We start from the raw sequence: 21,657 nt of genomic DNA on the forward strand, positions 1-21,657 counted from the left end.
ATTATGAAAACAAAGAATAACCTATTTAATATAAAAACTATATTGTTTTTATGTTTACTTGTAACCATGTTTAACGCATGTGATAAAGATGACGATCAAACATACGATAAAACACGTTTGTTCCGACCAGTTCTTAATCAGAACCTGTTCTCTGAAGGCAACACCATAGTTGTAAACATGGGGAAGCTTAAAGGAGCCGTTGGGTACACTATTGAAGTGAGCAGAGACAGTTTTGCCACTATAGAATATACCATACCATCTGATACAAATTATGTAGAAATAAATGAAAACACCAATGGTAAAAACGAAGAGCTGTTTTGGAACACGATTTACCAAGTAAGAGCAACCGCTCACGAAGCGAATGCGGAATTTGATAGTCGAATTTCAGATTTTGGAAGTGTAAGAACACAGAGATTCCCATCTATACTGAACGTTCCAGCTACTTATGATGTTATTGACGTAACTGCAAGGGTAACTTGGGAACCATTAGGTGATGCCATTACAGGTATTAAAGTATTTGGTCCTGACGATTTAAGGCTTCAAACACCGTTGTTTCCTGAAACTCCAGTAACGGAAGAAGAATTTTTAGCGGGTGAAGCATTTGTTGAAGGACTTGAGCCAGCATCCGATTATCAAATCGCAATATACAGTGGTTCTGAATTAAGAGGTTGGGTAAACTACACCACTTTAGAAGCTGAATTAGATTATACAACAGTGCCAAATTTAATCGACCTTAGGGAAGATTTAGATCCAGGTGCCGTATCAAGTGCGTTGAATACATCTCCTGATGGTGCTACTATTTTAGTTTCAAGAGGTTCTGAATATGACGCGCCTGGTATGCGATTAGATAAATCAGTTACCATACGCGCCGCTTACGGTTTTGGTGAACAAAGAGCGAAATTAATGTTTCCAAGCAATTTTGACCTAGAAACCGATGCCAATGTTGATCATTTACGATTTGTAGACTTAGAGTTGCGTGGAACAGACTGGGGTGGTAAATATGTAATTAATATTAGCAAAGCCGCTACATTAAACGAATTTAAGATTGATAATTGTTATGTAACCAATTTTAGAGGTATTTTTAGACAAAAAGATAACCCTTCAATAGTTAATAATTATATCATCAACAACAGTGTAGTAGATAGTATTAACGGCTACGGTGTTGCAGCCTGTGATAAGGACACTGCTGAACTTAGAAACATTCAATTAACAAACAGTACATTTAATCACACCATTTATTTCTTAATTTCAAGAAATAATTCTGAATCTATCCTCATTGATAATTGTACTCTTGCCAATATTAATGAATCTGGTCGACAAATGTTTAGATGGCGTGGCGGTGATGGTAAAGATAATGTCACCAATGGCATTACTATCACGAATTCAATTTTTGGACATTCTTGGGATACAAATGAATCTGAAGTTTACTCTACCCGAGGACGGCAAGGTTTAGACAATACTGTCTTTAACATTAACAACACCTTTACGGTTTCAGACTTTTCATGGACGTCAAATCCAATTGAAGCACTTCCTATCGGAAATGCTGGTAAAAGCCAACAAGCACTTTGGGTAGATCCCGCCAATAGCAATTTCAACTTCTTAGGTTCAGATTTTATTGGTAGATTTACTACCGGAGATCCTAGATGGCGAGTAAAATTATAAAACAACCATAAGGTCAATTTCCTGACCTAGAAAAAGTGGATACCTAAAAAGCCAAAAACTTTAAGGTATCCACTTTTATTTTAAATTAATTTTTCTACATTGATTCATTGAAATCTTATAAATAAGCCAAAACTTAATGCAAAAACAAACATTCTTATTCTTCACGCTTCTCTTTATTACATTTAATATGAGTATAGCACAAAACCTAGCCTTCCCCACTGCCGAAGGTTTTGGCAAACATGCCACAGGCGGTAGAGGCGGTCTGGTATATACCGTTACCAATCTCAACGATGATGGTGAAGGAAGTTTTAGAAAAGGTATCGTTAAAAAAGAACCAAGAATTATTGTCTTTGCAGTATCTGGCACTATTGAGTTAAAATCAGACTTAGACGTCAACCCAGGCAAAGGAAATTTAACCATCTTGGGGCAAACCGCTCCTGGTGAAGGCATTACATTAAAAGGGTACCCTTTTACCATAAAAGCAGACAACGTAATTGTTCGTTATTTAAGATTTAGAATGGGCGATGTTAACCAAGTTCAAGATGATGCATTAGGCTGTAGAGATGCCAAAAATGTTATTATAGACCATTGTTCGGTAAGTTGGGCAACCGATGAAAACGCGTCTTTTTATAACAACAAAAATTTCACCCTGCAATGGAGTATCATTTCGGAGGCATTAAATCGCTCTGTGCATAAAAAAGGAGCGCACGGTTACGGCGGTATTTGGGGTGGCGTTAACGCCTCTTTTCACCATAACTTAATTGCTTCAAATAATAGCAGAAATCCTAGGTTTAGCGGCTCCAAAACCACCCAAAATTCCGAAAACGAATTTGTTGATTTCCGTAATAATGTTATTTACAACTGGGGCGAAAATAATATTTATGGTGGCGAAAATGGAACATACAACTTAGTCAATAATTATTTTAAATCTGGCCCTGCAACAACGTCTTCAAAGTTGGACAGAATTGTAAGTCCATCTGAACCTTACGGAAAATTTTATGTAGATGGAAACTATGTTCACGGTTTCGAAAACATCACCAAAAACAATTGGGCTGGTGGTGTACAATGCGATAACCCACAAGCAACAAAACTAAGTTCAGAAATAAACACCGGTAACAATATAAAAACATCAAGAGCTTTAGAAGCTTTCGAAGATGTTTTAAAACATGCTGGTGCCAATATTTACCGCGATGTGGTTGATACCAGAATGGTTCAAAACACGAAAAAAGGCAATGTAAAATTCAAAAACGGCATTATCGATTCTCAAAAAGATGTTGGCGGATGGCCCAAACTAAAAAATAAAATTGGAAAAACAGATTCTGACAAAGATGGCATCCCCGATTATTGGGAAGAACAAAACGGTTTAAATCCCATCGAAAAAGATAGCAAGCTCAATAGTTTAAACGAACAGTATTCCAATGTTGAAGTGTATGCCAATTCATTAATCGACACCACACCAAAATTGACCGAAGTAAATGGCAAAACCTATCATTTTGTTGTTGACCCCAGTGGAAAGGGTAATTTCAAAACCGTACAAAAAGCTATTGATGCTGTCCCCGATTTCAGAAAAACAGAAACCAAAATCTTCATAAAAAATGGTATTTACAAAGAAAAGTTAGTCCTTCCAGCATCAAAAACCAATGTTACTTTTGTAGGTGAAGACAAAAACAAAACCATTTTAACTAATGATGATTATGCCCAAAAACACAATACATTTGGTGAAGAAATGGGTACAACGGGCTCAACCTCATTTTTTGTTTTCGGTGATAACTTTAAAGCAAAAAATATCACTTTCGAAAATAGTGCTGGCCCCATTGGTCAAGCTGTGGCCGTAAGAGTTGATGGTGATAAAGTAATTTTTGAAAATTGCAGATTCTTAGGAAATCAAGATACCCTTTACCTTCATGGAAGCAATAGTAGACAATATTACAGAGACTGCTACATTGAAGGAACGGTCGACTTTATTTTTGGATGGTCCACAGGCTATTTTGAAAATTGCGAAATATTCTGTAAAAATAATGGTTACGTTACTGCCGCTTCAACCAACCAAAATACAGAATACGGTTTTGTCTTTAAAAACTGTAAAATAACAGGAAGTGCAGACGAAGCGACTTTCTACTTAGGAAGGCCATGGCGCGATTATGCCCAAACGGTATTTATAGATTGTTATATGGACCACCATATAAAACCAGAAGGATGGCACAACTGGGGCAAACCCCATGCCGAAGAAACTACGTTTTATGCAGAGCATAATTCTTATGGTCCCGGTGCATCAAAAACACGGGTAAATTGGGCTAAAAAAATAAGCCGAAAAGACCTCTCTCGTTTTAACAAAGAAAAGGTATTAGGTGGTACAGATAACTGGAATCCAGAATTATAATTCATAAGTTCCAAATATTTTATGTTACAATTGCTCTGATTGTCAAAAATATTGTTTCATTTAATTATGCCAACCAACGCAACTTTAGTATTTTAGTACAATCGATTACAACTAAATAAAAACTCATGAAATTTTCATTTTTTAAAGGGCTACTTCCTGCCCTATTCCTCGGAATAATTTTAACCGCACAATATTCTTGCAAAGAAAAAAAAGAACAAACGGCTGAGCCCGACCCTTTCGATCAGGCCGACGCCATCATTGCTTCCATAAAAATTCCAGAATTTAAAGATGCCACTTATTCTATTTTGGATTTTGGAGCTGTTGCCGATGGAGAAACCCTTAATACTAAAGCTATTGCCACTGCTATTGATTCTTGTAGCAATTCTGGTGGCGGAAAAGTGATTATCCCTGCTGGTGATTTCCTAACAGGCCCAATCGTTTTAAAAAGCAATGTAAACCTTCATTTGGAGGAAGGTGCTAATGTACTATTTTCAACAAATCATGAAGATTACCTTCCTATAGTCCACACCTCATACGAAGGTGTTGAGTTGATGAACTATTCCCCACTTATTCGTGCTTACAAACAAAAAAATATTGCCGTAACTGGAAAAGGAACCTTAAACGGACAGGCCAGTAATACCAATTGGTGGCCTTGGTGTGGTAAAGACTCTTATGGCTGGGTTGAAGGTGCTCCTAAGCAGCATGATTCAATAAATCTACCAACACTACGTAAAATGAACGAAGCACAGATACCGGTTTCAGAACGTGTATTTGGCAACGGTCATCATCTTCGCCCTACCTTCTTTGAGCCTTTTGACTGCGAAAATGTACTATTACAGGGTGTCACTATTACCAATGCGCCATTTTGGGTAATCCACCCATTAAAATGTAACTACGTAAGAGTTGATGGTGTAACTGTGAGCAGCCATGGCCCAAACAACGATGGTTGCGACCCAGAGTATTGTAAAAATGTACACATAACAAACTGTACTTTCGACACAGGCGACGATTGCATTGCCATTAAAGCAGGAAGAAACGAAGACGGAAGACGTGTAAACATCCCGAGTGAAAATCTTGTAATTGAAAACTGTGACATGAAAGACGGTCACGGTGGTGTGGTTTTAGGAAGTGAAATTTCAGCAGGCGTAAGAAACGTCTATGCGCGTAACTGTAAAATGGACAGTCCGAATTTAGACCGTGCCATCCGAATTAAAACGAACACTCTTAGAGGTGGTTTTGTTGAAAATCTTTATGTAAAAAACATTCAAGTAGGGCAAGTAAAAGAAGCTGCACTAAAAATCAACCTTCACTATGGAATCTACTCTAATCAAGAAGGCCAGTTTATTCCAAAAATAAACAATGTGCACTTACAAGATATGACTGTAGAAAACAGTGGTAAATATGGCATTTTAATAAAAGGACGTGAGGAGGCTATCATACAAAATGTATCCTTAACCAACGTTCATATCAAAAATGCCAAAACACCATTATCGGTTGAGCATTCAGAACCTATCGTCTTTAAAAACACTACAATTAACGGAAAAGAACAATAAATCATTATGAAAAAGTTAGCAATCTTATCATTAGCCTGTTTAGGTCTTATTGCCTGTAAAGACAAAAAAAACAATACTGAATCTGTTGAAACCAACACTATTTCAGAAGAAATGACTCCACAAAAAACCTATGCAGAGATTTCTATTGCACAAGGAGGTCAATGGATTGATGGCCCTAGAGGACATAAGGAATATGACGCCGGAACGTCTTTTAAAAATGTCGATGAACTACAAGTACCTGCCGAACACACAGATCATTCATGGTATGTTCGTTACGAAGGTCCGGGATGGGAAAATAGCCAAATAGGTTACCGTCTCTATTTAGATTGGCGAAATGCCATCGATATTTTCGGTAAAAAAGTTGATTCAATTGTTTTACCTTATGTTGGTCAAGATGGGTTTGATTCATATCATGAACCATCTCCTTGGGGCCAAGACATACTAAAAGCCGGAAAATCAATGGGTATTGGTAGTTACGGCCGTATTGTAGCCGATACCATTGTACATTTCCAAAATGTAAAAAACACATTTGCAAAAGTTGATAATTCAGAAGGAAGTTCTTCCGTAAACATTTCTTATGAAGGTTGGGAAACTGGTGGAGAGACTATCGATTTAAAATCGAAATTGACCATCTTCCCTACTGGTCGTCATACGAAAGCAGAATTAACACCATCAAAAGAAATTACAGGACTTTGCACAGGCATTGTAAACCACGGCGTGGCTTTTCATAAAAAAGAAGGTGAAAAATGGGCATATATTGCAACATACGGTATACAAACTTTGGCTAGCCCACCAGATAACTTAGGTATGGCATTGTTCTACAAATTAGATGAAGTTGCTGATCAAAAAGATGGGCAATACGACCACTTGGTAATTTTTAAACCCACAACAAATACAGTTTCTTATTACTTTTTGGGGGCTTGGGAACAAGAACCAAATGGTATTAAAACGGAAGAAGGTTTTATTGCCGACCTAGACCAAAAATTAAACGTACTAAACACCACAAACACTATCAAATAAAAAACTATGAAAAAAACAACTAAATATATTGCACTTTTCACCTTGGCTCTAGGTTTAACTGCTGTCTCTTGTAAAAACACTAATAAAGAAAATACCCAAGAAGAAACAGCTACAGTAGAAAAGATAGTTCCTGAAAATTTGAAATGGTCTGAACGCATGATGCTTTCCGAAATGGAGCGTTTTCCAAACCCATCTTTATTGGACTTTAGAGAGACTCCTAAATGGAGCTATACGCCTGGTTTAGTTTTATCTGCTTGTGCAAAAGTCTATGAGGCGACGAATAAACAAGAATACTACGATTATGTTTATTCGTATGCCGATCAAATGATTGATAGTTCTGGCAATATTGAAACATACAAACTTTCTAATCAGAATCTAGATATGATAAAATCTGGAGACGTCTTATTGTATTTGTATCCAAAAACCAAAGAGGAGCGCTTTTTAAAGGCCATGCATACTTTAGATAGCCAAATGGAATCACAGCCTACAACATCTGATGGTGGTTACTGGCATAAAAAAATATACCCATTTCAAATGTGGTTAGACGGGCTTTATATGGCCGAACCTTTCCATTCTCGTTATGCAAGAGACTATGTTAAAGATGAAGCTAAAAAAGAAAAGATATTTGATGATGTAGTGCTTCAATTTGATTTAATACAGAAACACAGTCGTGATGCCGAATCCGGTTTACTTTACCATGGATGGGATGAAAGCAAGGAACAGCGTTGGGCAAATAAAGAAACTGGAAATTCTCAACATTTTTGGTCTCGTGGCATGGGTTGGTATGGAATGGCCATGGTGGATGTTTTAGACTTTTTACCTGAAGACCACCCCGGAAGAGAACGTATTATTAAATATTTAAATCAGTATGCTGAAGCCATTACCAAGGTACAGGATGAATCTGGTTTATGGTGGCAAGTTTTAGACCAAGGTGACCGAGAAGGCAACTACCTTGAAGCTACAGGAACGTCAATGTTCACATACACATTCGCAAAAGGAGTTCGCAAAGGGTATTTACCCGAAACGTATTTAGAAGTTGCCAATAAAGCGTATTCCGCTTTAATTGATAATCTAATTTCTGTAGAAGAAAATGGTGTTGTAAACCTTAACAAATGTTGTGCAGTTGCAGGTTTAGGAGGAAATCCTTATAGAGATGGTTCTTATGAGTATTACATTGGCGAAAAAATTCGTTCTAACGACCCTAAAGGAACCGGTCCTTTCATTATGGCCAGTTTAGAATTAAACAAATAAAACTATCTATGAACAGACAACTTATTTCAATGAAACTAAACGCATTTATATTTTCTTTTTTTTGCACCGCAATCTTAGTCGCACAGTCTAATAAACCCTATGTTTCCGATGTTTGGGTAGCAGATAATGATGATGGCACATACAATAATCCAATTATTTATTCCGATTACTCCGACCCTGATGTGGTTCGAGTAGGTGATGACTATTATATGACCGCATCAAGCTTTAACGCCGCTCCTGGTTTACCCATTCTTCATTCAAAAGACATGGTAAACTGGAAACTGATAAACTATGCGTTAGAAACACAGGTTCCTGAAGAAACCTTTAACGTGCCACAACACGGAAACGGTGTTTGGGCACCGGCCATTAGATACCATAACGATGAAATTTACATCTATTGGGGCGACCCTGATTTTGGAATTTATATGGTAAAAACCAAAGATCCTTACGGAAAATGGGACAAACCCGTTTTATTAATGGAAGGCAAAGGCCTTATAGACCCTTGTCCGCTATGGGACGACAATGGCGACGCTTACTTAGTACATGCTTATGCAGGAAGCCGCCGTGGTGTAAAAAGTTTGTTGACCGTCAACAAAATGAATGCTGAAGGTACAGAGGTTATTGATAAAGGCATCCATGTGTTTGATGGCCACGACAACCACGATACCGTTGAAGGTTCTAAGTTTTACAAACGAAATGGTTATTACTACATATTCGCTCCCGCTGGAGGCGTGGCGACTGGCTGGCAGCTTATTTTACGCTCAAAGAACGTGTATGGCCCTTATGAAGAAAAAGTAGTTTTAGAGCAAGGAAGTACAGAAATAAACGGACCTCATCAAGGGGCATGGGTAGATACGCCTGATGGTGAATCGTGGTTTTACCACTTTCAGGATGTTGGCGCTGTTGGTCGAATTGTCCATCTACAACCTATGAGCTGGAAAAACGATTGGCCAGTTATGGGTGAAGATTTAGATGGCAATGGTATAGGAGAACCTGTAAAATCACACAAAAAACCAAATGTTGGTAAAAGCTATCCCATTGTAACGCCTGTTGAAACTGATAATTTTGATGGTTTCAATATCGGACTGCAATGGCAGTGGCAGGCCAACAACGACGTGGTTTGGCATGCAAAATTACCGGGCAAAGACTACTTAAGATTGTTTTCTATTAAAACTGTTGAAGACACAGAAAATCTTTGGTTGGTTCCTAACTTACTACTTCAAAAACTACCAGCCCCAGAATTTACAGCTTCAACAAAAATTACTTTATATCCTGAAGAAGCCAAAGCAGGTAAAACGGCTGGTTTGATTGTTATGGGAATGGATTATGCCACCCTAAGCATTTCTCATAATGAAAGCGGATATTTCCTTGAGCAAAATGAAGCCATCAAAGCTATTGACGGCAGTGCAGAAAAAACCAACGAAAAAGTGAAACTAAAATCAAATTCGGCTTACTTTAAAGTTGAAGTGACTGCTCCTGATGCCATGTGCCAGTTTTTATATTCTGAAAACGGTAAACGTTTCAAAAAAATAGGTAAACCATTCAAAGCTAGGGAAGGCAAATGGATTGGTGCTAAAGTGGGCGTTTTCTGTATCAGCACACAAGAAGCTAAACGCGGTGGTTACGCCGACGTAGATTATTTTAAAATTTCAAAATAATATTATTTTATAACATGAAAATTTCAATAGCAAAAAAAGGGTTAATACTGTTAACCCTTTTTTGTGCAACTCATATTATTGCACAAAACATAAACGAGCAAAATATTTACGATGGTGTTGAGTTTAATATGCCAAAAGTAAAAACCACGAACTTCCCTGATTATACTATAAAAATTACCGATTTTGGTGCTGTGCCAGGAGGCTTGGTTAAAAACACAGAGGCTTTTGCCAAAGCCATAGCTGATGTCAATTCTGAAAAAGGTGGAAAAGTTATTGTTCCTAGAGGTATTTGGCTTACTGGTCCCATTACCTTAAAAAGCAATGTCAATTTACATTTAAACGACGGCGCATTAATTCTTTTTAGTGACGATTTTGATGATTATAAATTGATAAAAACCAGTTTTGAAGGGCTCAACACGATTAGGAGTGTTTCCCCAATTAACGCAAACAACGCCGAAAACATAGCTATTACGGGTAACGGAATCATTGATGGCAATGGTGATGCTTGGCGTCCGGTAAAAAAATCTAAAATGACCGATTCCCAATGGAAGCGACTTGTAAATTCTGGCGGTACGATTTCAACAGATGGCAGAATTTGGTTTCCTTCAGAAAAATCCAAAAAAGGTTATGAAAGTACTACCAACTTTAATGTCCCTGATCTAATCAGCGATGCCGAACTACAATCGGTAAAGGATTATTTGCGCCCTGTAATGGTAAGCCTAATTTACTCAAAACGTATTCTTTTAGACGGGCCAACCTTTCAAAATTCACCTGCTTGGAACATCCATCCGCTAATGAGTGAAGACCTCATCATCAGAAATCTTAATGTTAGAAATCCATGGTATTCACAAAATGGTGACGGATTGGATTTAGAGTCCTGCAAAAACGTTTTGATTTACAACAATACCTTTGATGTAGGTGATGACGCCATTTGCTTTAAATCTGGCAAAAATGAAGACGGCAGAAAACGTGGCATGCCAACCGAAAATGTTATCGTAAAAAACAATGTGGTGTATCACGGGCATGGCGGCTTCGTTATCGGTAGTGAAATGTCTGGCGGCGTAAAGAATGTTCATGTTTCCAACTGTACATTTTTAGGAACTGATGTAGGCCTTCGTTTTAAAAGTACGCGCGGCCGTGGTGGTGTGGTTGAAAACATATACATCTCTGATATCGATATGTTCAATATTCCAACGGAATCCATTCGTTTTAATATGTTTTATGGCGGAAACTCCCCTATTTTGGAAGACGACCAAGACGCAGATGATGAAAAACGTGATGAAACTATTGTTCCCGTTACAGAAGAAACACCATCTTTTAGAAATATTTTCATGAAAAATATCAACGTATCAGATTCTGAAACAGCTGCATTTTTTATGGGGTTGCCTGAAATGAGTCTTAAAAATGTATCCTTGGAAAATTCAACATTTCAAACAAAGAAAGGGATAACGGCCATTGATGCAGATGGCATCACACTGTCCAATGTAAAAGTTATATCTTCAAACGATTATGCCCTTACGGTTTATAACAGCAAAAATGTATCAGTTAGTGGTTTTTCTTTTTCGAAAAGCAAGAACTCCGTAAAAATCTTAGGAGCCAAAAGTGGTAATATCGAATTTGATAAAAACGATTTCTCTGATTCTAAAACCCAACTGAAACAAGGAAAAGAAGTTGACATAAAAGCATTTAAACTAAAATAATTATGGATGATGGATGATTACGTCATTGCGAGCGTAGGGTGGCAATCTTTTTATATAACAGATTACTTCGTCGTTCGTACCTCTCTCCTCGTAATGACGTAAATATCTAAATTTACCCGTTAAAAATAAAACCATGATGAAAAGGACATTCGTCTATTTAAGTTTTCTAATTTCTTTGACTGCCATTGCTCAAGAAAGTATCACTTTATGGTCGGAAGGAAAAATGCCCAATAGTAAAGGATTAACAATCGAACATGTTGAAGAACGCGAACGCATTACGCAAGTAGCAGAACCTAAAATGTTAGCGTTCTTTCCCCCTAAAGAAGAACAAAACGGAAGCAGTATTTTAATTTTGCCTTCCGGTGGTTACCAAAAACTCACTTATAATTTAGGTGGTATTCAATTGGCTAAATGGTATAATACACAGGGTATAACCGCATTTGTTCTATTATACCGATTACCCAATTCCCCCGATTTGTTAATCAGCGAAAACGGACCAATTCAAGATGCCCAGCGTGCCATGAAACTCATTCGGCTAAATGCCGAAAAATGGAATTTGGACACAAATAAAATAGGTGTTTTTGGTTCATCAGCTGGCGGACATTTAGCTTCTACAATAGCTACTCATACCGAAGATGTTTCAAAAATCAATGACGAATTAGACACTATTTCCTTCCTGCCAAATTTTATGGTATTGGTATCCCCCGTTATCAGCTTAGGGGAATATACCCATCAAGGCAGTCTCGAAAATTTTCTTGGAAACCATGCTACCGAGAAAAACATCTATAAATTCTCCAACGAATTTCATGTTTCAGAAAGCACACCGCCAACCATTCTATTCCATGCCCAAAACGACCATGCCGTTAACCCTATGAACAGCATCTTATTTTACCAAGCCATGTTAAAAAATGATGTAAAAGGGTCTCTCCACATTTTCCCAAAAGGTGGTCATAGCATTGGTATTTACAACGCATCAGACGTTACAGAATTATGGAAAACCATTTCAACAAAATGGCTTAAAGAAGTAGATATTATACCATAAAAGACTTACAACAACTAACTAAAACTAAATCATGAAAAACACTAGTCTAATTTTTAAAAAACTATTAGCGCTTACCCTTATTGCTTGTCTGTTTTCTTGTAAAAATGACAATACCGAAAGCCTGACACCATCAAATAATGTATTGTGGTACAACGAAGCAGCCAACAATTGGAATGAAGCACTCCCCATCGGCAACGGTCGTATTGGCGGTATGCTTTTTGGAGGCGTTGAAAACGATAAAATTCAACTAAACGAAGAAACTGTTTGGGCCGGAGAACCCGGAAATAATGTCCCCAAAGATTATTTTGAAGAGGTTGAAGACATAAGAGCGTTGCTATTCAACGGAAAATACAAAGAAGCCCAAGACATGGCTAATGCCGTATTTCCTAGAGGTGCTGAAGAAGACAATAATTACGGGATGCCATATCAAACTGTGGGTAACCTAAATTTAGGTTTTTCAAACCATCAGAATAGTACCAATTACAAAAGAACTTTAAATATAGGTAATGCTGTTTCAACGGTGACTTATACACATGATGGCGTTGACTATAAAAGAGAGTATTTTGTGTCTTATCCAGACCAAGTGATGGTTGTTCATATTACAGCCAGTAAGCCTAAAAGCTTAAGTTTTAATGTGTATATAGACAGCCCTCAGCTCAACCATTCTATTTCATATGAAAATGGAGTTATTATGTTAACTGGCACCAGTGGAAATGTAGATAATAAAAAAGGAAAAATAAAATTTACCACACTGGTTGCTCCCAAACTTGTTGGCGGAGAATTAATTGAAAATGAAGAAAATATTGAAATAAAAAATGCAGATGAAGCCACTTTACTGGTAAGTATTGGAACCAATTTTAAAAACTATAAAGATTTAAGTGGTTCTGCTGATGAGAGTGCGAAAAATTATTTAGAACAAGGGCAATCAGAATCTTTTGCTGCACTTAAACAAGCTCATGTTGAAGATTACCAAAAGCTTTTCAACCGGGTATCTCTTGAATTGGCAGAAAACACAAACGATACTTTACCAACTAATAAACGCTTAGAAAACTTTGCTACTACGGAAGATTTATCTTTAGTCTCGTTGTACTTCCAATTTGGACGCTATTTACTGATTTCCAGTTCCAGACCCGGAGGACAACCCGCTAATTTACAAGGTATTTGGAATCATAAATTATCACCTCCATGGGATAGCAAATACACAGTAAATATAAATACAGAAATGAATTATTGGCCTACTGAAGTCACCAACCTTTCTGAGTTAAATGAGCCACTATTTTCCATGTTGGAAGATTTATCGGTAACAGGCAAAGAAAGTGCTCAAAAAATGTACCATGCGCGGGGTTGGAATATTCATCATAATACCGATATATGGCGAATTTCAGGAATTGTAGATGGCGGATTTTATGGATTTTGGCCTATGGGCGGTGCTTGGTTAACGCAGCATTTATGGCAACATTACCTATTTACCGGCGATACTGAATTCCTAAAAAAATACTACCCTGTTTTAAAAGGTAAAGCACAATTTTACGCTGACGTTTTACAGGAAGAACCCGAAAACAAATGGCTGGTAGTCGCGCCTTCAATATCCCCCGAAAATAAATACATGAGTGGCGTTGGGGTAAGCTATGGCACAACAATGGACAATCAATTGGTTTTTGATGTATTCAACAATGTTATAGAAGCTTCGAAAGCCTTGAATATGGATTCTGAATTTGCAGACTCTATTCAAACACTTAAAAAGCGATTAGCACCCATGCAAATTGGTCAGCACAATCAATTACAAGAATGGATAAAAGATTGGGACAGCCCTAGTGATAAGCACAGACACATTTCACATTTATATGGTTTGCATCCATCAGCACAAATATCGCCTTTTAAAAACCCAGAATTATTCAAAGCAGCAGAACAAACATTAAAATACCGAGGTGATAAATCTACAGGTTGGTCTATGGGTTGGAAAGTAAATTTCTGGTCGCGCTTACTCAATGGAAATAGAGCTTACGATTTAATAAAAACGCAGTTAACATTAGTGCAAGATGGTACAGAAGAAGGCGGAACCTATCCAAACTTACTAGATGCACACCCGCCGTTTCAAATTGATGGAAATTTTGGCTGTACCGCCGGTATTGCCGAAATGTTAATCCAGTCGCATAATGAAGCCCTACATCTGTTACCTGCCCTACCCGATTCTTGGAGAAAAGGTTCTGTTAAAGGTTTAAAGGCTAGAGGTGACTTTGAAGTAGATTTGGATTGGAATAACAACCATTTAAGTTCAGTAAAAATCAAATCGGGATTAGGTGGAAACTTAAGGCTAAGAACAGCCGAAGTCTTGATTGATGCCAACGGAAACGAATTGACCAAAGCTTCAGGAGAAAACGAAAATACATTCTACCAAACACCTGATATTAAAATACCACTGATTTCTGATAAAGCTGAAGTAAAACCTTTAAAACTTCCAGAATTTAACATTTATGATATTAAGACTGAAAAAGGCCAGATCTATGAATTTCATGTTAAAAACTAATAAAATGAATATTAAAATTTCAACTTGCTGTTTAACTGCTTTATTCTTATTAATCTTTACTACATGTAATTCTAACAAACAGCAAGAAATTACAGAAGGAGAAAAAGAACCTGCAATAACCACCATTTATTTAATTGGTGATTCCACTATGGCAGATTATACAGGAAATTATGACCCCGGGAAAGATTACATGAAAACCCGATACCCTATAACAGGATGGGGCCAAGTGTTTCAACCTTTCATGTGTTCAGACAGTTTAAATCATTTAAAAAACCTTATTAAAACCGATAGTGTTTTTGTTGACGATCGTGCACGTGGTGGTCGTAGTACCAGAACATTTTTTCAAGAAGGGCGGTGGCGCTCTGTTTACGAAAATCTAAAAAAAGATGACATCGTTATTATGCAATTTGGACATAATGATGCTGCGGAAAACAAAACAGAGCGCTATGTAAACATTGAAGGTTACAAAGAGTTTTTAAGGCTTTACGTTAGCCAAACCAGACAAAAAGGCGCCATTCCAATTATTTTAACGCCCGTTGCACGGAATTACCCATGGAAAGATGATGTTTTAAATGATGTACATGGCGAATACGACCAAGCCCCAAAAGATGTGGCTAAAGAAATGAATGTTTTACTCATTGATCTAAACTTAAAATCTCGAGAATTTTTCACTAAAAAAGGAAAGGACTTTGTTAGCGAGAATTATTTTATGAATCTTCCGGCTGAAAAATATGAAGCCTACCCAGATGGAGCAGACGATAATACACACTTTCAAACTGAAGGCGGCACAGAAGTTGCAAGACTGGTTTTTGAAGGTTTAAAAGAAATCAATTCAACTTTAACAAATAGTTTATGAAATCGTTGTTAAGTCTTTTTATGATTTGTGTTCTAATGACATCTTCCATTTATGCCCAAAAAAAGGAAGACTATAAACCATATACCATTGAAAACACCTATCAGAATTTAAAAAAGAATTATCCCCATGTCACCCCTATTACACCATTGGTTTCTGATAGCATCAAGTATAAAGAAGATATTACCTATAAAAAAACGGAAACTAGTAAATTAAAGTTGGATGTTTATTACCCAAAAGACAATTGCAAAAAAGCGTTTCCGGCGGTACTACTAATCCATGGTGGCGGATGGCTAACTGGGAGTAAAGAAAATGAACGCGTTATGGCACAACACTTGGCTCTAAATGGCTATGTGGGTATTGCTGTTGCCTACCGATTGGGGTTTGAGGCAAAATATCCAGCCGGAGTAAACGATTTAAAAGATGCTATTGTTTGGGCTAAAAAGCATGCCAAAAAATATAACATAAATCCAGATAAAATTGCCGTTTTAGGAGCTTCAGCTGGTGCGCAACTAGCAACGTTAATTGGGACAACACCAAATTCAACTATATATAACGTAGATGAAAAAATTTCAAACGAAGTTCAAGCCATTGTAAATGTAGATGGTATTGTATCCTTTATTCATCCGGAAGCAGCGGCCGAATCAAAACCTGGTAAGGAATCTATGGGAGGTATTTGGCTTAATGGTGAAAAAGAAGAAAATTTTAAAAACTGGAAAGAAGCTTCTCCCCTAGAGTATGTTGGCAAAAACACGCCTCCTACCCTTTTTATAAATAGCTCTTACGCCCGTTTTCATGCTGGAAGAGATGATATGATTTCCATTTTGAATAAACACAATATTTATAGCGAAGTCCATATCCTAGAAGGCAGTCCGCATTCTTTTTGGTTGATGCATCCGTGGTTTGATACAACGCTAAACTATACTGTTAATTTCTTAAATAAAGTTTTTAAAGATGAAAAGTAAAATATTCAACAATTACAAAATCATTTTGGCTGTTTTATTGTTTTTTTCAACAGTTCATTCGACTTTTTCACAAGACAAAAAAACAACTATTTACCTAGTTGGCGATTCAACCATGTGTTTGTATGATGAGAGCCGATTTCCTCAAGAAGGTTGGGGCATGCCATTTGTTCACTTTTTTGATGACACTGTAGAAATTGAAAACCACGCCAAAGGCGGAAGGAGTTCGCGTTCATTTATTGAAGAAAACCGTTGGCAACCTATTGTTGATTCTTTAAAAACAGGCGACTATGTTATGATTCAGTTTGGACATAATGATGCGGCAAATTCCAAAAACCATCCAGACAGGAAGACCACTCCAGAGGAATACAAAACATACCTTGGAAAATACATAAACGAAACTCTAGCTAAAAATGCCAATCCCATAATTATTAGTCCCGTTACCCGATGGAAATTTGATGAAGACGGAAAAGCTCAGGAATGCCATGCGCCCTATCTAAAAGCGGTAACCGAAGTAGCAAAAGAATATGGCGTCCCGTTTATAGATTTGGATACAAAAAGTCAGGAATTAATAAACAAAATGGGAAAAGATTGCTCAAGATATTTATACATGTATTTCGAAAAAGGTGAATATTTTAAGTTTCCCGATGGCTATCCCGACAATACCCATTTTACAGAATTTGGTGCCCGAAAAATGGCTGAAATTGTTTTAAATGATATTATAGCTCAAGATTTAGAATTGGCCAATCACATTATTAAGCCATATAAAAGAAAGAATTAAAGTGCTAATTTTATTTCAATGAACTCAAATAGAAATATTTTCTTCGCTACTTTGATACCGTTCGCATGCGCATTTTATAGTATTAGTGCCCAAAATAGCAACAAAAAGATTCCCAGAGACACTTCCTATACCATAATGGGACAGTATAAAAAATACGTAAAAGACTATCCTGAAATAAAACCGGGCAAAGATTCACTCCCTGAAAATGTAAAAGCCAAAAGAAATGTAGTTTATACAACTTTAAAAGACACTCCTTACGGCGATAGAGATTTGCATTTAGATATTTTTTATCCAAAAAAACCAGGTGAATATCCTGCACTGATAATGATCCATGGTGGTGCGTGGGTTACTGGTGATAAATCGATGCAAGTGCCTATGGCGCAAAAACTGGCGGCCAAAGGTTATGTAACCATTTGCGTGGAATACCAACTGACTTTGGAAGCCAAATACCCTGCAGCTGTGTTTAATATAAAAAGTGCCATTAGGTGGATGCGCGCCAATGCTGAAAAGTACAACATCAATACCAAAAAGATAGGCATATCTGGTAGTTCGGCAGGTGGGCAATTGGCGATGCTTGTGGGTTTAACAAATGGTGTTAAAAGTAAAGAGGGCAACCATGGCAACCTAGACCATCCAAGCGATGTAAATGCTATTATAGATTTGGATGGTGTAATTAATTTTATGGCTCCACGTTCGCTTAATTCAGAACGTAAACAGAATTCTCCAGATGTGAAATGGCTAGGTGGCACATTTGAAGAAAATCCAAAAAATTGGAAAGACGCTTCAAGTATTTATTGGGCAAATGAGAATTCCGTTCCCATTCTTTTTATTAATAGCAATTATCCAAGGTTTCATGCCGGGCAAGATGAACTCATTGCTATGATGACCGATTGGGGTATTTATACCGAAGTTAAAAAAATGAACCTCAATGCCCATGCCTTTTGGTTGTTTGAACCATGGATTGATACTACAGTCAATTACATGGATGCATTCCTTATCAAAGTTTTTAACAACTAAAAAAGGTCGCTTATTCAGCGACCTTCTTCTTGACTAACTCAAATAAAACTTAAATACCGTGCTTGTTTTTCCAAGCGGTGTATTCAGAACCTATTAAATTTTTCGGCCAACTACCGTACCACGCATAACCATTTCTTCTTTCATATGAAATCTCAGCAATTGTCTTTTTTGGTATACCGTCTCTACTACAGAAAAATGGTTCATTAGGCCCAAATGCACTAAATAATGAAGCATATGAATATCCCGTATAATCTTCTAAACTGTAAAATCTAGCCCAGGTTATATTCCCTGGAGACTCTTTCCAAACTTTATCACCACCTTCATCTACTAAAGCATAACCAACTATTTTAACAGAATCGAACCAAGCTACTGCACTATTAACGGCATCAATCACTTCTGAAGACGGATTATCTAAAGTCATCAATAACCTCACAATACCCACTGACTCGGAACCACTATTGGATGCCAACTCATAAGATCTTGCCATCCTTGGGACTAAGGTAACTTCATCATGCTGCGCACACCAAGCTGTTTTTGTTCCGTTGATTGTAACTTGAGTGTCCAAAATAACTTGAATACCCTTGTCAAACGCGGTCTGTGCTGCAGCCACATAACTTGCGTCAAGAAGCTCCAAATTATTTTGCTCTAAGAAAATATCCCGCATTAAATTCATAACATTGACCATGGCATTATCATTGTAAGTAATGCGTCCTCGATAACCACTAAAATCAGGATAATATTGAGGCCAACCTCCATTATCGTACTGAGCTTCAAAAACCCAATCAACACCTCTTATAGCAGCATCTAAATATTCTTGATTACCAGAAGCTTGATAAGCGTTTAGTAAAATTCTAATTTCAGTAATAGTGTGGTTGTTATCAATGGTTGTATCAGTCTTGTCCTTCTGCGCTGCTTCATTCAAATCACTAGCTGTTTGCGCCCTATCATATCCAGAAAAATCGTTATGATATTTTGACCAACCACCATTGTTTCGTTGAAATAATAATACGTTTTCAGCTCTTGGAATTGTTATGGAAATTCCAGAGATTTCAATAGTGATTTCTCCTTTTACATTACTACCATCAATTGAAGCTGCAGTAACCTTCACCGTTCCGTTCTTTTTTGGGTTTACGAGTCCAGCACTAGTTACTTCTGCCACAGAATCATCAGAAACTGTCCAGACCACAACTTTATTGGTTGCATTAGCGGGTAAAACTTCAGCAGATAACTGTAAAGGTTGACCATCGGTAATTTCTGTTCCGCCCGTAACATTAATACTTTCTACAAGTACTACAGGACCTGCCACACCAGAAATATTTATTATTTTTTCTGCCGTTACACCAGAACCATCGTTGGCCTCAGCAGTAACTTCAACAGAACCATTATCAAGCGGCGTTAATAAACCTGTGTTTGAAATAGCTGCTATATTTTCGTTCGACACACTCCAAGTTACTGATCTATCGGTTGCGTTATTTGGCAACACCACAACAGATAATTGCTTTGCCAAACCATTAGTTATATCGCTACCATTAATAACAATAGTAGAAACCTCTACATCTTTTGTCTCTTCTACGGCATCACTGTCACTACTACAGGAGCCTAAAACCATTAATCCGAAAGTGAAGATTAAAAGTCCTTTTAGTCTTTTCATATAAATCTTAATTTAGTTTAATTTAACCATTGCACACATTGCCATGCAATCGATTACACAATATTACTAAAATATAAGATTGAATAAAACTATTAAGTGTTAAATTTTAATAATATTCGATATTTGACACTTTCTAAGGTTAATTGTAAAAACCCAATCTATTCTAGAAACTGAATTTTTACTCGAGTCTAATGTTTGAAAAGTATAGAAAATTAACAAAAAAAGATGACTTTTACCTGTAATTTAAATTAATATACTATATTTATGTAATCGATTACTTAACGTTAAAAAAACAAGTACGGTAATGCCCCAAAATAAATATTCTTTTTAAAATGTAATTTAGCGTTATTATTTCATCATTTATGAGTAAAAAAACGACCATTTACGATATTGCAAAAAAACTCAATATCACAGCCGCAACAGTTTCTAGGGCATTAAATAACAACCCAAAAATTAGCGAAGCTACAAGGGAACTTGTATTAGAAACTGCGGCCAAAATGAATTATGAGCGGAATAGGTTAGCTCAGGCATTAAAAAGCGGAAAAAGCTATAACGTTGGCGTTGTTGTTCCACGAATAGATTCTAATTTTTTTGCATCAGTTATACGAGGTATTGAAGAGGAATTACATCCCGCTGGCTATCATGTAATTATTTGCCAAACTCACGATCAAAAAAAATTAGAACTCGCAAACATTAATTCATTATTAAATGCGCAGATAGATGGTGTGCTGGTATCTATTTCAAACGCCAATGATGCAGCTAATGATGGAGATACAGATACTTCTACAAAGACAAATCGAAAAGACTTGAATGCTAAAGAAAATGATATGTTTAGCAATCTAATTAGAAAAAATGTGCCTCTTATATTCTTTGATAGAAAGAAGGATATCAAAGGAGTAAGTTCTGTAGTAATTAACGATTTTAAAGGAGCCTACGACGCTACACAGCATTTGATTGACCAAGGAAAAAAACGAATAGCTCACCTTTCTAACAATAGAGATATTGAAATCTTCAAAAACAGGTATCTAGGGTACAAACAGGCCTTAATTGACAATGGTCTTGAATTTGATGAGAGTTTAGTGGTAGAATGTTTTAGTAAAGTAGAACACGGCAAAAAAGTAACTGGAAAACTTTTAGCAATGCCCAATCCGCCCGATGCCATATTTTCGGTAAGCGATTTTTCCGCACTTGGTGCTATACAAGAAATAACAGAACAAGGGTTCAAAATACCTGAAGATATCAGTGTTGTTGGGTTTAGTAACGAACCATTTACTAAATTTATGGAGCTTTCTATTTCTTCAGTAGACCAATCTCCAAAAGAAATGGGAAGAATAGCAGCTCAGGTTTTTTTAGAAGAAGTTAACAACGGGAATAAAGTAAAGTCTGTTAAACACGTTGTATTAAGCCCAGAACTTATTGTACGTAATTCTTCGCTTATAAACACCACAGCCGACGTTGGTTAAGACTAAAACTATAAAAATAAAAAAGCCAAGATTTAAATCTTGGCTTTTTTATTTTCTAATTTGTCCCGTCCTGAAATAGCGATACACTAAAACCTTAGTGTAATGGAATTACCAGAAAACGATGGGTATATCAAACG

15 protein-coding genes are annotated in these 21,657 nt (G+C 36.9%); 14 read left to right on the forward strand and 1 reads right to left on the reverse strand.

All coding sequences use genetic code 11. From position 1 onward, the window contains the following. Window positions 1–3 precede the first annotated feature (3 nt). The 13 genes from ACIEHO_RS15145 (at window position 4) to ACIEHO_RS15205 (ending at window position 18,406) form a co-directional block, all read left to right on the forward strand. Complete coding sequence (locus tag ACIEHO_RS15145) at window positions 4–1,662, forward strand: DUF4957 domain-containing protein (protein ID WP_406973249.1); 1,659 nt, start codon at window positions 4–6, stop codon at window positions 1,660–1,662. A gap of 136 nt (window positions 1,663–1,798) precedes the next feature. Next, window positions 1,799–4,042 carry a pectinesterase family protein gene (locus tag ACIEHO_RS15150; RefSeq protein ID WP_406973251.1) on the forward strand — a complete coding sequence of 748 codons (2,244 nt, stop codon included), beginning with the start codon at window positions 1,799–1,801 and terminating at the stop codon, window positions 4,040–4,042. Window positions 4,043–4,167: 125 nt separating this feature from the next. Further along, entirely contained in the window at window positions 4,168–5,595 is a 1,428-nt protein-coding gene (locus ACIEHO_RS15155) for a glycoside hydrolase family 28 protein (protein WP_406973253.1), read from the forward strand. A gap of 6 nt (window positions 5,596–5,601) precedes the next feature. Further along, a complete protein-coding gene (locus ACIEHO_RS15160; RefSeq protein ID WP_406973255.1) occupies window positions 5,602–6,615 on the forward strand; it encodes a DUF4861 family protein in 1,014 nt (337 codons plus the stop codon). Window positions 6,616–6,621: 6 nt separating this feature from the next. Beyond that, a complete protein-coding gene (locus tag ACIEHO_RS15165; RefSeq protein ID WP_406973256.1) occupies window positions 6,622–7,866 on the forward strand; it encodes a glycoside hydrolase family 88/105 protein in 1,245 nt (414 codons plus the stop codon). Window positions 7,867–7,874: 8 nt separating this feature from the next. Continuing rightward, the gene (locus ACIEHO_RS15170; protein ID WP_406973258.1) at window positions 7,875–9,524 is read left to right on the forward strand and encodes a glycoside hydrolase family 43 protein; all 1,650 of its coding nucleotides are present in this window, start codon (window positions 7,875–7,877) and stop codon (window positions 9,522–9,524) included. Window positions 9,525–9,538: 14 nt separating this feature from the next. Continuing rightward, the gene (locus ACIEHO_RS15175; protein ID WP_406973260.1) at window positions 9,539–11,224 is read left to right on the forward strand and encodes a glycoside hydrolase family 28 protein; all 1,686 of its coding nucleotides are present in this window, start codon (window positions 9,539–9,541) and stop codon (window positions 11,222–11,224) included. Between the two features lie 133 nt (window positions 11,225–11,357). Further along, window positions 11,358–12,266: an alpha/beta hydrolase gene (locus ACIEHO_RS15180; protein WP_406973262.1), complete on the forward strand. Its 909-nt coding sequence runs from the start codon at window positions 11,358–11,360 to the stop codon at window positions 12,264–12,266. Between the two features lie 31 nt (window positions 12,267–12,297). After that, on the forward strand, window positions 12,298–14,793 hold the full coding sequence (locus ACIEHO_RS15185; RefSeq protein WP_406973264.1) for a glycoside hydrolase family 95 protein: 2,496 nt from the start codon (window positions 12,298–12,300) through the stop codon (window positions 14,791–14,793). A 4-nt stretch (window positions 14,794–14,797) separates the two neighbouring features. Then, the gene (locus ACIEHO_RS15190) at window positions 14,798–15,649 is read left to right on the forward strand and encodes a rhamnogalacturonan acetylesterase (protein ID WP_406973266.1); all 852 of its coding nucleotides are present in this window, start codon (window positions 14,798–14,800) and stop codon (window positions 15,647–15,649) included. Then, window positions 15,646–16,611 (forward strand): alpha/beta hydrolase, encoded by a 966-nt coding sequence (locus ACIEHO_RS15195; RefSeq protein WP_406973268.1) that lies wholly within the window; start codon window positions 15,646–15,648, stop codon window positions 16,609–16,611. Before ACIEHO_RS15190 ends, ACIEHO_RS15195 begins: the two co-directional genes overlap by 4 nt. Continuing rightward, window positions 16,601–17,389, forward strand: a complete 789-nt coding sequence (locus ACIEHO_RS15200; protein WP_406973270.1) for a rhamnogalacturonan acetylesterase — start codon at window positions 16,601–16,603, stop codon at window positions 17,387–17,389. Before ACIEHO_RS15195 ends, ACIEHO_RS15200 begins: the two co-directional genes overlap by 11 nt. 18 nt (window positions 17,390–17,407) lie before the next feature. Further along, window positions 17,408–18,406, forward strand: coding sequence for an alpha/beta hydrolase fold domain-containing protein (locus ACIEHO_RS15205; RefSeq protein ID WP_406973272.1), 999 nt, complete (start codon window positions 17,408–17,410; stop codon window positions 18,404–18,406). Between the two features lie 49 nt (window positions 18,407–18,455). Here the strand turns inward: ACIEHO_RS15205 and pelA are convergent, their stop codons facing one another. Continuing rightward, entirely contained in the window at window positions 18,456–20,057 is a 1,602-nt protein-coding gene (gene pelA / locus ACIEHO_RS15210; RefSeq protein ID WP_406973274.1) for a pectate lyase, read from the reverse strand. Window positions 20,058–20,419: 362 nt separating this feature from the next. Here pelA and ACIEHO_RS15215 point away from each other — a divergent pair, with 362 nt between their 5' ends. Then, window positions 20,420–21,520 carry a LacI family DNA-binding transcriptional regulator gene (locus tag ACIEHO_RS15215; RefSeq protein ID WP_406973276.1) on the forward strand — a complete coding sequence of 367 codons (1,101 nt, stop codon included), beginning with the start codon at window positions 20,420–20,422 and terminating at the stop codon, window positions 21,518–21,520. Window positions 21,521–21,657: the final 137 nt, after the last annotated feature.

This window comes from Flavisericum labens, from assembly GCF_045446075.1.
Taxonomy (GTDB): Bacteria; Bacteroidota; Bacteroidia; order Flavobacteriales; family Flavobacteriaceae; genus Flavisericum; species Flavisericum labens.